The following is a 12,839-nucleotide window of genomic DNA, read 5'->3' as shown; positions in this document are numbered from 1 at the left end:
GTAACTCCGCTACACCCGCCCAATTACATGAAAGGCGCCACCTTGCGGGGACGCCTCTCACTTGAAACCGTTTGCGCTTGCCTGTTGGCCGTAACGCGGACTCAGCATACGCCTTTTGCTGTATGACGCTGCCAGCAAGATCGTCTAGTCACGGCGGAACCGCAGGTTGTCGATTAGGCGGGTATTGCCCAGATACGCGGCAACAAGTACCACAAGTTCGTCATCGTCCTCTGTGGCCGGCTGGAGCGTCACTGGATGGCGCAATTCCAGGTAATCCATTCGGAATCCGGCAGCCTCCAGGCTCCCTAGGGTTCGCTCGATGACCCGGGCAGGGCTTTCGTCGCCCTGGCGAATTGCATCAGCGAACGCCTCAAGCTGCCTGTACAGCTCCGGCGCTTGGGTACGCTGGCCTGCATCGAGATAGCCGTTGCGGGACGACAATGCGAGATGGTCATCGGCGCGGACGGTAGGTTGCCCTACGATCTCTATAGGCAGATTCAGATCGGACACCATCTTGCGGATAACGGCCAGTTGCTGAAAATCCTTTTCGCCAAAGATGGCCGTATCGGGCTGAACCATGTTGAAGAGCTTGTTCACCACGGTCGCGACACCTTCGAAATGACCGGGGCGGCTCGCGCCACAAAGGCCTTCCGATACGCCGGGCACGGTTATGCGGGTCTGGCCGGTCATCCCGTTGGGGTACATTTCGGCAACGCTTGGCAGAAACAGCAGGTCGCATTGCGCCGCCGTCAGCTTCTCGCGGTCGGCTTCCAGCGTGCGAGGATACTTGTCGAGGTCTTCATTCGCGCCAAACTGCATCGGGTTGACGAAGATGGTCGCGACCACGAAGTTGCTGACGCTTCGGGCGGTATGAATGAGCTGTATATGGCCCGCGTGCAGGTTGCCCATGGTTGGTACCAGGCCTACACGCCGGCCTGCCTGGCGCGCCTGCCGAACATGGGTGCGCAGTGCTTCTACGGTTTCAACGACGATCATGCAGAGAATCCATGCTCGGGTGCAGGAAATTCGGCAGACTTCACCGCCTGCACGTACGCCTTGAGCGCTGACATTATGTCCGGCTGGCCGGCCATGAAGTTACGAACGAACTTGGGCGCACGTCCAGTGAGGGAAAGCCCGAGCATGTCATGCAACACGAGGACCTGCCCGTCTGTACCAGGGCCTGCGCCGATACCGATGACCGGGACAGAAACCGCCTGGCTGATGCGTTGCGCCAGTTCGCTCGGCACGCATTCGAGTACAAGCATGGCCGCGCCGGCCTCGACAAGCGCGACGCAGTCATCGAATAGCCGCTGGGCGGGCTCTTCCCCGCGGCCCTGCACCTTGTAACCGCCCAGCACGTTTACCGACTGAGGTGTAAGTCCCAGGTGCGCGCAGACCGGAACGCCCCGATCCGTCAATTGACGGATGGCCTCGGCCAGCCAGCGGCTGCCCTCGATTTTGACCATATGCGCGCCGGCCTGCATGAGCGCAGCGCTGCTCTCGAACGTCTGTGCGAGGGTGGCATACGACATGAACGGCAGATCCGCCACGATCATCGCGTCCCCATTGCCGCGCTTTACACTGGCAGTGTGATAGGCGATGTCCTCGACCGAAACGGGCAGGGTGCTGTCGTGCCCCTGGAGCACCATGCCCAGGGAATCGCCGATGAGCAATACATCCACGCCGGCTTCGCTGCAGGCATGGGCGAAGGTCGCGTCGTAGCAGGTCAGCATCGCAATCTTCTCGCCGCTCTGCTTGAGCTTCTGCAGGGTGGTCAAGGTTGTGGCAGGCATTTCAGGTCCTCGCGGCAGGCGGCCGTGCTGCACAAGCGCATTCGCGGGGGCAGCGGCGGTTCGCCTGTGATTACCGACTTCTCGATGGGGCCGGCTTCTGTAAAGGGAGGCTTATAGTCCCGGTCGCCGGTAACGAAGTCAATTCGATGCGTTACTGCAGGGTTACAACCGTTACCCTGGTGGAGGGGCAATGATCTCAAGGCCATCGCTGGGGCACTTCTCCAACCATTCCGCGAGCGAGTCACCGTTCGGCAGGGCGAGTTCGGGAGCAATCTCGCTCAGCGGATAGAGCACGAATGGCCGGGCGTGCATGTGATAGTGGGGCACGGTCAGGCGGGGCTCGTCTATCGTCTGGTTACCGAACAGGAGGATGTCGAGATCCAATGTCCTTGGCCCCCAGCGCTCGGCCTTGCGAACGCGGCCATGCTGCTGTTCGATCGACTGAAGCGCGTCCAGTAAAGCAATCGGCGAAAGCGTCGTTTCCAACGCGACGACGGCATTGACGTAGCGGGGCTGATCCGACGGGCCCAGCGGATCACTGCCATAAAGCGACGAGCTTCGTATCAGCTCTGCCCCTTGGATCGAAGATAGCGCCTGCATCGCAGTTCTAAGCTGAGCGGGTGGATCCGAAAGATTGCTCCCCAGGCCGACGTAAGCCGTAACCGTCATTGGCTACTTGCCCCATCTGCACGCGGGCCACGGCGGCGACCACCGCGCTTGCGTTTCTTGGCTGGCCCACCGCCATCGCCATTCTTGCTGAGGTCCCGGATCATGGTGCGGCGCTCGCTATCACTGACCTCCTGATAGCGTGTCCACCAATCCCCAAGGCCGTTTGTATGCTCACCCGCCTGCTCGCGCAGGAGGAGAAAGTCATAGCCGGCGCGGAAGCGTGGATTTTCAAGAAGCAGGTCTGCGCGTTTGCCGCTGCGACGCGGCAGGCGTTCCTGCATGTCCCAGATCTCGCGTACCGGAATGGTGAAGCGCTTCGGAACGGCGGTCCGGCGGCACTGTTCAGCAATCAGGTCGTGCGCGGCCTCCTGCATGGCCGGTATTGGCGGCATCCCGCGCTCCTGAAGCTGCAACACGCGGGCCGGCAGGGCAGGCCATAGAAGCGCAGCGAAGAGGAAGGCCGGCGTGACGGGCTTGCCAAGCCGAATACGTTCGTCCGTATTGGCCAGTGCATTACGAACGAGTGCTTCGGTGTAATCCGGGTTCTGCTCCATCGCGCGGGCGGTTACCGGGAACAACGGTTCGAACAGTTCGTACTCGAGCAGCAGATCGAACGTGCGTTCAGCCTTGCCGCCGAGGAACAGCTTCAAGACTTCGTCAAAGAGGCGTGGTGACGGAATGTCCTCGAGCAGCGGTGCCAGTTCGGGAATAGGTTCCGCGCTGTGGCGTTCGATTTCGAAGTCCAGTTTGGCCGCGAAGCGAACAGCGCGCAGCATGCGAACCGGGTCTTCCTGATAGCGCTGATCCGGCGTGCCGATGAGGCGGATCAGGCGGTTGCGGATATCGGCGGCGCCATGCGCATAGTCCAGGATTCGCTCGCTGCTCGGATCGTAGTACAGCGCGTTGATCGTGAAGTCGCGCCGCTGGGCGTCGTCTTCCAGACTTCCATAAATGTTGTCTCGCAGGATCCGGCCACTCTCGTGGCGTGACGAAAGGGTGATGTCTTCATCCTCATCACCTTGCGGATGATGACTGCGGAACGTCGCGACTTCGATTATTTCGCGGCCGAAGTGCACATGAACGAGTTTGAACCGCCGACCGATGACGCGCGCGTTTCGAAACTCGGCACGTACTTGCTCAGGCGTGGCGCTCGTTGCGACGTCGTAGTCCTTCGGTTCGAGGTTGAGCAGCAGATCACGGACGCAACCGCCCACTACGTAAGCTTCGTAGCCCGCTTTCTGCAAGCGTTCGACGACGCTTACCGCGTGGCGGCTTATCTGCGCTCGCGCCAGTGAGTGCTGGCGATTGCTCAGGACCTGAGGTGTGGTGCGCACGGCGTTTGCCGGGCGTTTTGGAAATCGAAAGGACTGGAACAGCTTCTTCAGCATTGGTCGGGACTTATAGGCCATGAAATCGCCAGTGCTGCGTTTGCGACAGCAAGGCGTTGAGGCTGGGTACTGTGCGATGGCGGTGCATGGCAAACCATGCAACAACTGAGACGTCCGTTCGGAGTCGTCCAACCGCGTAAGGCGGGACGGGTTCTCATCGCCGAGCCAGCGTAAGTCTGCATTGCCAAGAATGCAGCACGATGCGACGGATGATGAACGCGGGAGGGCGGGCTGTCAAAAGCAGCGAGGGGGAGCCTAGGCTCCCCCTCGTGTGGATGTACGCTTTGATCGTCGTACCATCGGCCTGTGCTTGTTGTTTTGTGGCCGATACTCCCCAGCCGGGAGCTAATAGCGAACGGATTGCTTTGATCGCCGAAATTGCCATGATCTTTCGATCCAACCTGGATGCCGCTGCCTTGAGGCAGTTTTGTTGTTCTAAGTTCGGTTGTGGGCAAGGCCCGTCGACAACGCGTCTTCAAAAGAATCAGTTAGCTGCGTCTCCGCCCTGTTGTCGTTGTTCTGCAGGAGCCGTTACGTATCGTTCTTGTTATGGGTATGTGCTTGTTGTTGTTCTTGTACGATGGATAGAGCAGGGTCCGTGCCAACTTTTGTATGGCCTTTGAAATCAACAGCTTGTAGTGTTCGTCGAGCGAAGGTGCATAAAAAACCGGGTTGGACGTTACCGTCGAACCCGGTTTCTGTTACAGAAGCCGTAACAGTTACATACCTGTCGTCGCGCTCGCTTTTCGACGCGGGATGCCCAGGCGCTGACGCCGTTCCCACAGGCATTTGCGGCTGATTCCGAGCTTTCGGGCCAGCTCTGTTTCGGTCATGTGGTCCTGATGCTCGAGAACAAAATGCTGGAAGTAATCTTCCAAGGAGAGGTCCTCGGTTGGCTCGTGGGCCGCATTGGCAGCGGCCTGACTGCCCGGTTCCTCATCGAAACCGTCGTCATCAAGGCCTTCAAGCTCGATATCGATACCGAGCAGGTCCGCCTGGATTTCCGGCCCTTCGGATAGGATGACTGCACGCTCGACAGCATTTTCCAGCTCCCGGACGTTACCTGGCCAGCTGTAGTGCCGAATCGCCTGTTCGGCGTCCTGCGAAAAGCGCAGGTTGGTGACGCCCATGGATTTGCACTGACGCGCGAGGAAGGAATGGGCAATTTCATTCACATCGGCGCCGCGCTCGCGTAGCGGTGGCAAGCGGAGGGCAATGACGTTCAGCCGGTAATAAAGGTCTTCACGGAATTGGCCGGTCTTTGACAATGTCTTGAGATCGCGGTGGGTAGCGGCAATCAGGCGGACATTGACCTTTTGCGACTGGACCGAGCCTACGCGGCGAATCTCGCCTTCTTGCAGGACGCGCAACAAGCGGGCCTGCGCCTCCAGGGGAAGCTCACCGATCTCGTCAAGGAAAAGTGTGCCGCCATCCGCTGCCTCCACGAGCCCGGCCCGTGCAGCGCTAGCGCCCGTGAATGCGCCTTTCTCGTGGCCGAAGAGTTCGGATTCGATCAGCGTTTCGGGAATCGCTGCGCAGTTGACCGAAATCAACGGCGCTTTCGCACGGCGCGATAAATTATGCAGCGCGCGGGCCACGAGCTCCTTGCCGGTGCCGGACTCGCCCTGGATCAGCACGGTGGAGTCGGTCGGGGCGACCTTGCGGATCTTCCCGAACAGATCCTGCATGGGGCCGCAGCGTCCGATGATGCCGAGATCGTCCTTCTGGGCGGCGTCGCTTGCATCTGCATCCGCTGGAAAGGCTGCCGGTGCTGCCTGACTACGGTCGCGAAGGATACGTGCTACGGCTTGCAGCATTTCATCGTGGTCGAACGGTTTGGCGATATAGTCGACGGCGCCCATCTTCATGGAGTCCACCGCCGAGCGCAGGCTGGCGTAACTGGTCATGATGAGCACTGGCTTGCCCTGCGCGAGTTTGATGAGCTCGGTCCCGGGCGGGCCAGGCAGGCGCAGGTCAGTGATGACAAGGTCAAAGCCGGCGATGTTATGTCGATCCTGTGCCTCAGGGATCGAGCCAGCTTCGCTGACTTCGTACTGGTTGCGCTCCAGCAGACGTCGCAAGGCGGTGCGGATGATGGTCTCGTCTTCGACGATCAGGATATGTGGCATTAAACAGGCTCTCTCGACGATCGTTTCGGCTGGGGAAGGCCCATTCCAGACGCATTCGGCGGGGCCGGGCCTCAAGACAGCCGTCTATGTCACGGCGGACGCCGTTTCGACATGCCTCGGCAAGGTGACCCGAATACGGGTGCCGCATTCGCGGGCCGGGTCGACCGGGCTGTCGATAGTTATCTGTCCATAATGCTCTTCCACGATGGAATAGACCAGCGCCAGACCTAAACCGGTACCTTCGCCGGGCTCCTTCGTGGTGAAGAACGGCTCGAACAATCGATCGATGATGGCCTTGGGTATGCCGGAGCCTTCATCCTCGACGATCAAGTCGATCGTATGTTCGCCGGCCTCGCTGCGCACGCGGATGGCGCCACCGGAAGGGGAGGCGTCGCGAGCGTTCGAGAGCAGGTTGATCAGCACCTGTGCAAGCCTCTGCGGATCCCCTTCCACGCAATGTTCCGGATTGCACAGGTTATAGAAGTGCACATCCAGACTACGCTTGTTGAGCGAAAGGAGGCCAATGGCCTCGCTGGCGGTGTCGGCGATACATACCCGTTCGGTGCTCTGGCGGCTCCCGGCATGGGCAAAGCTCATCAGGGACTGGACGATGCGGGAAACGCGTTTCGTCTGCTCGATGATCTGGTTGCTGGTCTCGATGATCTCGCCATCCTGTTCGCGTTCTTCGCGCAGGTTTTGCGCCAGGCAGGCTATGCCGGTGATCGGGTTGCCGATCTCATGGGCAACGCCGGCGGCGAGCCGCCCAATCGAGGCGAGGCGTTCGGAGTGGACGAGCTTGTCTTCCAGCGACTGGGTCTCGGTGAGGTCCTCCACAAGCAGGACGAGGCCACTGTTGACCGGCGACAGGGGTTCCACGATGGCCGCCTTGTGCAGGCTGAACCAGCGTGTCTGCCCGTCCAGGCCAAGACGCTTCTTATGCAAGTGCTCGTCGGGCTGCTTTACGAACTCCTCCAGCAGCTCTCGCCAAGGGCTTGCCAGGGTCGACAGCCGCGAGCCGACCACCTGCAGGGCCTGCACGCCCGTCAGCTCCTCCATTGCGCGGTTCCACATGAGGATTTCCTGATCCTTTGCCAGCGAACAGACGCCCATGGGCAGTTCCTGAAGCGTTTGGCGGTGGTAGCGCCGCAGCGCATCGAGCTCCGCGGCTAGGCCGGTCAGACGGGATTGGTAATCTTCCAGGCGACTTTCAATGAAGTGGATGTCCTCGGTGACGTAGGTTTCGCTGTCCGTTCGATAGGGCAGGAAGGTTTCCACCATGTCCTGTGCGACGCTGGGGCCCATCAGGCCCGAGAGGTTCGCCTCGATGCGATCGCGCAGGCGGCGCAGTGCATAAGGGCGGCACTCGTCAAAGGGCAACTGAAGATCGCGCAACGCTTTCTCGACTTCCTTCTGTGCAGTCTTGGCGCCCAGCGGCTTGGCCAGTTGCGTGGCGAACTCCTGCGGCGAGCCTGCCACCAGATCCCGGCGCTGCGGGCGGCGCACGTTATCCACAGCGCAGGCCTCGGCGGCCGCCTGTTCCTCGGGGCTAAGGTCGGTGAACAATGAAACGAGCGTGAACGCCAGGACGTTGGCTGCGAGCGAGGCGATGGCTGCCAAGTGCCAGCTGGTGTCGTCGAGGACATAGATGATATCCAGCCCTGGGATGTAGAAGCCTGGCCAGCTACCCATCAACGGCAACAGCATCGTGAAGATCCAGACGCTCATGCCAGCCAGTAACCCCGCAACGAAACCGCGACGGTTCGCAGCTGGCCAGTAGAGCACCGAAAGCGCACCCGGCAAGAATTGAAGCGTGGCGACGAACGAGACGATCCCAAGGTTAGCCAGCCCCTGGCGTGGGCCGAGCAGGTAGTAGAAGCCGTATCCCGCCATGATAATCGCGACGATGAGCGTCCGCCGCGTCCATTTCAGCCAGCGATAGATGTTGCCACCCGATGGCGGCTGGTAGAGCGGCAGGACCAAGTGGTTGAGCGCCATACCGGACAATGCGAGTGTCACGACGATAATCAGGCCGCTTGCCGCCGAAAGCCCGCCGATATAAGCGACCAGCGACAGCAGTGGGCTATCCATCCAGATGCCCAGTCCCAGTGTGAAGTACTCCGGGTGTGTGTCGATGCCCAGGCGCAGGCCCGCCCAGAGGATCGGTGGGATCGCAAGGCTCATCAGCAGGAGAAAAAGCGGAAGGGCCCAGCTCGCGAATACCAGCGATCGCGGGTTCAGGTTCTCCGTGAACGTCATGTGGTACATGTGCGGCATGACGATCGCCGCAGCAAAGAACACCAGCAGCAAGGTCCGCCATGGGCCTTCCTGTAGCGGCGAGTGAAGCGTTGCGAGGGCAAGCTGATTTTCCATCAGCCAGTTTTCCAGGCCGGTTGGGCCGCCGAAGACGCCATAAACTGCATACAGTCCGACTGCCGAAAGCGCCACGAGCTTCACCAACGATTCGAATGCAATGGCGAATACCAGGCCCTGATGTTTTTCCCGTGTGGCGATATGGCGAGCACCGAACAGAATCGTGAACAGGATGATCCATGCGCAGAAGCCCAGCGCCACCCGGGCTGATTGAGGCTCACGCGTAAGGATCACGATCGAGTCGACTACCGCCTGAATCTGCAGCGCCAGGAGCGGCAGCACGGCTACGAGCATGAAAAGGGTCGTCAATGCACCTGCCCAGGTGCTTCGAAAGCGGAACGCAAAAAGATCCGCAAGCGACGAAAGCTGGTATGTCCGAGTGATCCGAAGAATTGGATTCAGCAGCACCGGGGCAAGCAGGAACGCCCCGGAGAGGCCAAGGTACACGGCAAGAAAGCCGTAGCCGTATTGATAGGCCAGCCCAACCGTGCCGTAGAACGCCCAGGCGCTTGCGTACACCCCTAGGGACAAGGTGTAGGTCAGCGGGTGGTGAACGAGACGGCGGGGTACGATGCCGCGTTCGCTGAGCCAGGCAATGCCGAACAGAATCAGGAGATAGGCAGTGCTGATGAAGATCAGCTGCCCCAGGCTATAACTCGTCAGCATCGCGGTGGCTCTGAAGCAGGAAGGTTACGACGATCAGGATCAGCCACAGCAGGTAGGGTCGATACCAGGCACCGCCCGGCGCGATCCACCAGTCCATGATGGCAGGAGAGAACAGGTAGATTCCGACGACGAGAATCAGAACCAGTCGATAGATGTACATGCGTCTATGCGCCTCGGTCTGCAAGGCCTCCCTTATAAAGGGTGCGCCTGCTGTTGGCGAGCCCGGGAGCCAACGTCAGCGGATCTGTGCTTCGGCAATCGTGCGTGTCCGGGGTATGCGCGAAGCGTCCCAATTTGCGACGCCCCACGCAATCACGTCATCAGTGCAGGCGGAGCCGAGATCCGGCGGGGGCAGTTGGCCAAGTGCCCGTAGTGCGCGGGTCAGCAAGGCAGGGGCCTGATCGGCCGGTAACGGAGGCGAGCGGTAGGACTTGCCCAGTTTGTGGCCATCGGGCTGGATGATCAGCGGGACATGCAAGTAGCGGGGTTGGGAAAACCCGAGCAGTTCCTGCAGATAAAGCTGGCGCGGTGTCGAGTCCAGGAGGTCCGCGCCGCGCACGATATCGGTGATGCCTTGCCAGGCATCGTCGAGCACTACGGCCAGCTGGTAGGCATAGAGTCCGTCGCGTCTGCGGGTGACGAAATCCCCGACTTCACTGGCCAACTGCTGCTCGACCCGTCCCTGGACGCGGTCATCGAATCCGTAGCGCAGGTCGGGGACGCGAATGCGGATGGCGGCGTCCTCGGTATCACGGCATGCGTTGCGGCATAGCCCGGGATAAATGCCGCCGTAGGGTTCCAGAATTTTACGGGAGCAGGTGCATGCGTAGGCGAGGCCTTGGCGCAATAGCGTTGAAATTACGCCGTCGTAGGCCGCATGGCGCGAGCTTTGGCGTTCGACCGGGCCGTCCCAATGCAGTCCGTAGGTATCGAGTGTCTGCAGGATGACATCTTGCGCGCCGGGCGCTTCGCGCGGTGGGTCAAGGTCTTCCATGCGCACCAGCCAGCGGCCGTTGCGACTACGCGCGTCGAGGAAGGAGGCCAGGGCGGCAACGAGTGAGCCGAAGTGAAGCAGCCCACTAGGCGTTGGGGCGAAACGCCCGACGTATACCTGGCTCATGGAAAAGAAGCGGGGCGCCGCGGCTGTGTCATGAGTGAGCATCGCATTGTGCGATCCATATCATGCGTCAGCCGCGGCGCCCCATCCGTGCATCAGGCGCCGAGTTGCTTTTCCTTGATCTCCGCCAGCGTTTTGCAGTCGATGCAAAGCGTCGCGGTTGGACGGGCTTCGAGGCGGCGGATGCCGATCTCGACGCCACAGGAATCACACCAGCCGTATTCGTTGTCTTCGATCAGCTGCAGCGTTTCGTCGATCTTCTTGATCAACTTGCGCTCGCGATCGCGGGTGCGCAGCTCTAGGTTGAATTCCTCTTCCTGGGTTGCGCGATCGGCCGGGTCGGCGAAGTTGCCCGCGTCTTCCTGCATGTGATGCACGGTGCGGTCGACTTCCTCCATCAGCTCTTTCTTCCAACGGTTGAGCAGCAGCGTGAAATGCGCACGCATTTCATCGCTCATGTACTCCTCGCCCTTGGATTCCTGATAGGGCTCGAAACCGCGGCTCAGTTGGCTGTTCAATTCTTTCTCTTTAGTGGGCATGGATGACCGCCTCTCGCTCTCTCTAATCCACTGCGCAGGAAAATGTCCTTCGCCGGTCGAGCCGGCCCCGCGTCTGCAAGCGGGCGAACTTACCAGATGTCCAGAGGGACTGCTACTCCGGCCATCACGCTGACTGCCGCCATACGGATGACTTCGTTAGAATCGCCCTTTCGACCCCGTAAAAGGAAGGCCAATGGCCCCGTTCTACAGCGCACGCAGCCGCGCCATCGAACCGTTTCATGTCATGTCTTTGCTGGCGCGCGCCAACGAATTGCAGGCAGCCGGCCATGACGTCATTCATCTCGAAATCGGTGAGCCGGACTTCACTACCGCCGCACCGATCGTTGCCGCCGGCCAGGCTGCGCTGGCCGCTGGGCATACCCGTTACACCGCCGCAAGAGGGCTTCCGCAGCTGCGTGCAGCGATTGCTGAGCACTACCTCGGCCGTTACGGGTTAAGCATTGACCCCGAACGTGTGCTGATTACTCCCGGCGGATCGGGTGCGCTGTTGCTAACGAGCAGTCTGTTGGTCGATCCCGGCAAGCATTGGCTCCTCGCGGATCCGGGTTACCCGTGCAATCGTCACTTCCTCCGCCTGATCGAAGGCGCCGCCAAGCTCGTGCCGGTTGGCCCGGATTCGCGCTATCAGCTCAGCGCCCGGAGTGTCGCCCAGCACTATGACAACGACACGGTGGGCGCACTGGTAGCATCGCCGGCCAACCCGACAGGCACGGTGCTCACCCGTGACGATCTCGGTGGGCTGTCGTCGGCGCTCAAAGCGCGAGGCGGGCATCTGGTCGTCGACGAGATCTACCATGGCCTGACCTATGGCATGGACGCCGCCAGCGTACTGGAAGTCGACAACGACGCGTTCGTGCTTAACAGTTTCTCCAAGTACTTTGGTATGACCGGGTGGCGACTGGGCTGGCTGATCGCCCCGCCAGCGGCTGTGCCTGAGCTTGAGAAGCTGGCGCAAAATCTCTATATCAGTGCTTCCAGCATGGCGCAGCATGCGGCGTTGGCCTGTTTCGAGCCAGCAACACTGGAGATTCTCGAGGCGCGTCGTTACGAATTTGCGCGTCGTCGCGATTTTCTGCTGCCCGCCCTGCGTGAGCTCGGCTTCGGTATCGAAGTTGAACCCGAGGGCGCCTTCTATCTATATGCCGATATTTCTGCATTCGGCGGCGAGGCCTCGGCGTTCTGCCAGCACTTCATCGAAACGGAGTTCGTAGCGTTCACGCCGGGTATCGACTTCGGTCGCTACCGCGCCAACCAGCATGTACGTTTTGCCTATACGCAGAGCCTTCCGCGTCTGGAAGAGGCGGTGGAGCGCATAGCGCGCGGTCTACGGACCTGGCAGCCCTGATGCGGTTCGAACCACCGCTCGAGGAAGGGCGGCTGATCCGACGTTACAAGCGGTTCCTGGCGGATATCGAGACCAGCAATGGCGAGACGCTGTGTATCCATTGTCCCAACACGGGCTCGATGCTCAACTGCATGGACCCCGGTGCGCGCATCTGGTTCAGTCGCTCGGACGATCCCCGTCGCAAGCTCCCAGGTACGTGGGAGCTGGGCGAAACGCCGCAAGGGCGCCTGGCCTGCATCAACACGGGACGAGCCAATGCCCTGGTAGAGGAAGCGCTGCGGGCGGGCCGGATTCAGGAGTTGTCCGGTTTCACCGGCTTGCGTCGGGAAGTCCGCTATGGTCAGGAGAACAGCCGTATCGACTTCAAGCTCGACTACGGGCAAGAGGTCGCCTATGTCGAGGTCAAGAGCGTCACGCTGGGGTTCGATGAGTCGTCGGTAGCTGCCTTTCCAGATGCAGTCACGACCCGCGGCGCACGGCATCTGCGCGAGTTGGCGACACTTGCGCAGGGCGGAACCCGTGCGGTTCAGCTGTATTGCGTGAATCTGTCCGGCATCGAATCGGTTCGTGTTGCGAATGAAATCGACCCGGCTTACGGCCTGGCGTTGCGTAAGGCCGCCGAATGTGGTGTCGAGGTGCTGGCCTACGCCGCGCAGTTGTCGCCCGAAGGCATGACGCTCAGCCATCGCATTCCCGTTCTTCTTGAAAGCGCACTGCCTTCGCTGTCGCTCGAGGGTATGTAGCGGTCGCTTACACCTCCGGTCCCTTTCCTCGATGACGCGTAGCGTTCGACGGGTATATC

General features: G+C 60.8%; 11 protein-coding genes. 2 read left to right on the top strand and 9 right to left on the bottom strand.

Translation table 11 applies throughout. From position 1 onward, the window contains the following. Window positions 1-144 precede the first annotated feature (144 nt). The 9 genes from panC to dksA all read right to left on the bottom strand — a co-directional run bounded on the left by panC (window position 145) and on the right by dksA (window position 10,671). A complete protein-coding gene (gene panC, locus ACY8D3_RS14550; RefSeq protein ID WP_462379489.1) occupies window positions 145-996 on the bottom strand; it encodes a pantoate--beta-alanine ligase in 852 nt (283 codons plus the stop codon). Continuing rightward, window positions 993-1,793 carry a 3-methyl-2-oxobutanoate hydroxymethyltransferase gene (gene panB / locus ACY8D3_RS14545; protein ID WP_462379487.1) on the bottom strand — a complete coding sequence of 267 codons (801 nt, stop codon included), beginning with the start codon at window positions 1,791-1,793 and terminating at the stop codon, window positions 993-995. The genes panC and panB overlap by 4 nt, the downstream gene beginning before the upstream one ends. A 171-nt stretch (window positions 1,794-1,964) precedes the next feature. Next, window positions 1,965-2,462 carry a 2-amino-4-hydroxy-6-hydroxymethyldihydropteridine diphosphokinase gene (folK, locus tag ACY8D3_RS14540; protein ID WP_462379486.1) on the bottom strand — a complete coding sequence of 166 codons (498 nt, stop codon included), beginning with the start codon at window positions 2,460-2,462 and terminating at the stop codon, window positions 1,965-1,967. Continuing rightward, complete coding sequence (locus ACY8D3_RS14535; RefSeq protein ID WP_462384390.1) at window positions 2,459-3,850, bottom strand: polynucleotide adenylyltransferase PcnB; 1,392 nt, start codon at window positions 3,848-3,850, stop codon at window positions 2,459-2,461. Before ACY8D3_RS14535 ends, folK begins: the two co-directional genes overlap by 4 nt. A 719-nt stretch (window positions 3,851-4,569) precedes the next feature. Continuing rightward, a complete protein-coding gene (locus tag ACY8D3_RS14530) occupies window positions 4,570-5,979 on the bottom strand; it encodes a sigma-54-dependent transcriptional regulator (protein WP_462379485.1) in 1,410 nt (469 codons plus the stop codon). 84 nt (window positions 5,980-6,063) lie between these two features. Continuing rightward, window positions 6,064-9,015 (bottom strand): sensor histidine kinase, encoded by a 2,952-nt coding sequence (locus ACY8D3_RS14525; protein WP_462379484.1) that lies wholly within the window; start codon window positions 9,013-9,015, stop codon window positions 6,064-6,066. After that, window positions 8,999-9,175: a hypothetical protein gene (locus tag ACY8D3_RS14520; protein WP_462379483.1), complete on the bottom strand. Its 177-nt coding sequence runs from the start codon at window positions 9,173-9,175 to the stop codon at window positions 8,999-9,001. The genes ACY8D3_RS14525 and ACY8D3_RS14520 overlap by 17 nt, the downstream gene beginning before the upstream one ends. Window positions 9,176-9,250: 75 nt before the next feature. Continuing rightward, the gene (gene gluQRS / locus ACY8D3_RS14515; protein WP_462379481.1) at window positions 9,251-10,135 is read right to left on the bottom strand and encodes a tRNA glutamyl-Q(34) synthetase GluQRS; all 885 of its coding nucleotides are present in this window, start codon (window positions 10,133-10,135) and stop codon (window positions 9,251-9,253) included. Between the two features lie 92 nt (window positions 10,136-10,227). Then, window positions 10,228-10,671, bottom strand: a complete 444-nt coding sequence (gene dksA / locus ACY8D3_RS14510; protein ID WP_462379480.1) for an RNA polymerase-binding protein DksA — start codon at window positions 10,669-10,671, stop codon at window positions 10,228-10,230. A gap of 193 nt (window positions 10,672-10,864) precedes the next feature. Here dksA and ACY8D3_RS14505 point away from each other — a divergent pair, with 193 nt between their 5' ends. Both ACY8D3_RS14505 and sfsA read left to right on the top strand, forming a co-directional pair. Next, complete coding sequence (locus ACY8D3_RS14505; protein WP_462379479.1) at window positions 10,865-12,037, top strand: pyridoxal phosphate-dependent aminotransferase; 1,173 nt, start codon at window positions 10,865-10,867, stop codon at window positions 12,035-12,037. After that, window positions 12,037-12,780, top strand: a complete 744-nt coding sequence (gene sfsA, locus ACY8D3_RS14500; protein WP_462379478.1) for a DNA/RNA nuclease SfsA — start codon at window positions 12,037-12,039, stop codon at window positions 12,778-12,780. Before ACY8D3_RS14505 ends, sfsA begins: the two co-directional genes overlap by 1 nt. The last annotated feature ends 59 nt before the right edge of the window (window positions 12,781-12,839 follow it).

The sequence above is a fragment of the Pseudomonas sp. Marseille-QA0892 genome (assembly GCF_054950135.1).
The sequence above is the reverse complement of the archived record's forward strand: the minus strand, read 5'-3'. Positions and strand labels throughout refer to the sequence as shown.

Excerpts from the sequence above, each read along its gene's own strand:
- ACY8D3_RS14535 (WP_462384390.1), bottom strand. The coding sequence starts at position 3,850 with ATGCTGAAGAAGCTGTTCCAGTCCTTTCGATTTCCAAAACGCCCGGCA.
- folK (WP_462379486.1), bottom strand. The coding sequence starts at position 2,462 with ATGACGGTTACGGCTTACGTCGGCCTGGGGAGCAATCTTTCGGATCCA.
- ACY8D3_RS14530 (WP_462379485.1), bottom strand. The coding sequence starts at position 5,979 with ATGCCACATATCCTGATCGTCGAAGACGAGACCATCATCCGCACCGCC.
- dksA (WP_462379480.1), bottom strand. The coding sequence starts at position 10,671 with ATGCCCACTAAAGAGAAAGAATTGAACAGCCAACTGAGCCGCGGTTTC.
- gluQRS (WP_462379481.1), bottom strand. The coding sequence starts at position 10,135 with ATGAGCCAGGTATACGTCGGGCGTTTCGCCCCAACGCCTAGTGGGCTG.
- panB (WP_462379487.1), bottom strand. The coding sequence starts at position 1,793 with ATGCCTGCCACAACCTTGACCACCCTGCAGAAGCTCAAGCAGAGCGGC.
- sfsA (WP_462379478.1), top strand. The coding sequence starts at position 12,037 with ATGCGGTTCGAACCACCGCTCGAGGAAGGGCGGCTGATCCGACGTTAC.
- panC (WP_462379489.1), bottom strand. The coding sequence starts at position 996 with ATGATCGTCGTTGAAACCGTAGAAGCACTGCGCACCCATGTTCGGCAG.
- ACY8D3_RS14520 (WP_462379483.1), bottom strand. The coding sequence starts at position 9,175 with ATGTACATCTATCGACTGGTTCTGATTCTCGTCGTCGGAATCTACCTG.
- ACY8D3_RS14505 (WP_462379479.1), top strand. The coding sequence starts at position 10,865 with ATGGCCCCGTTCTACAGCGCACGCAGCCGCGCCATCGAACCGTTTCAT.
- ACY8D3_RS14525 (WP_462379484.1), bottom strand. The coding sequence starts at position 9,015 with ATGCTGACGAGTTATAGCCTGGGGCAGCTGATCTTCATCAGCACTGCC.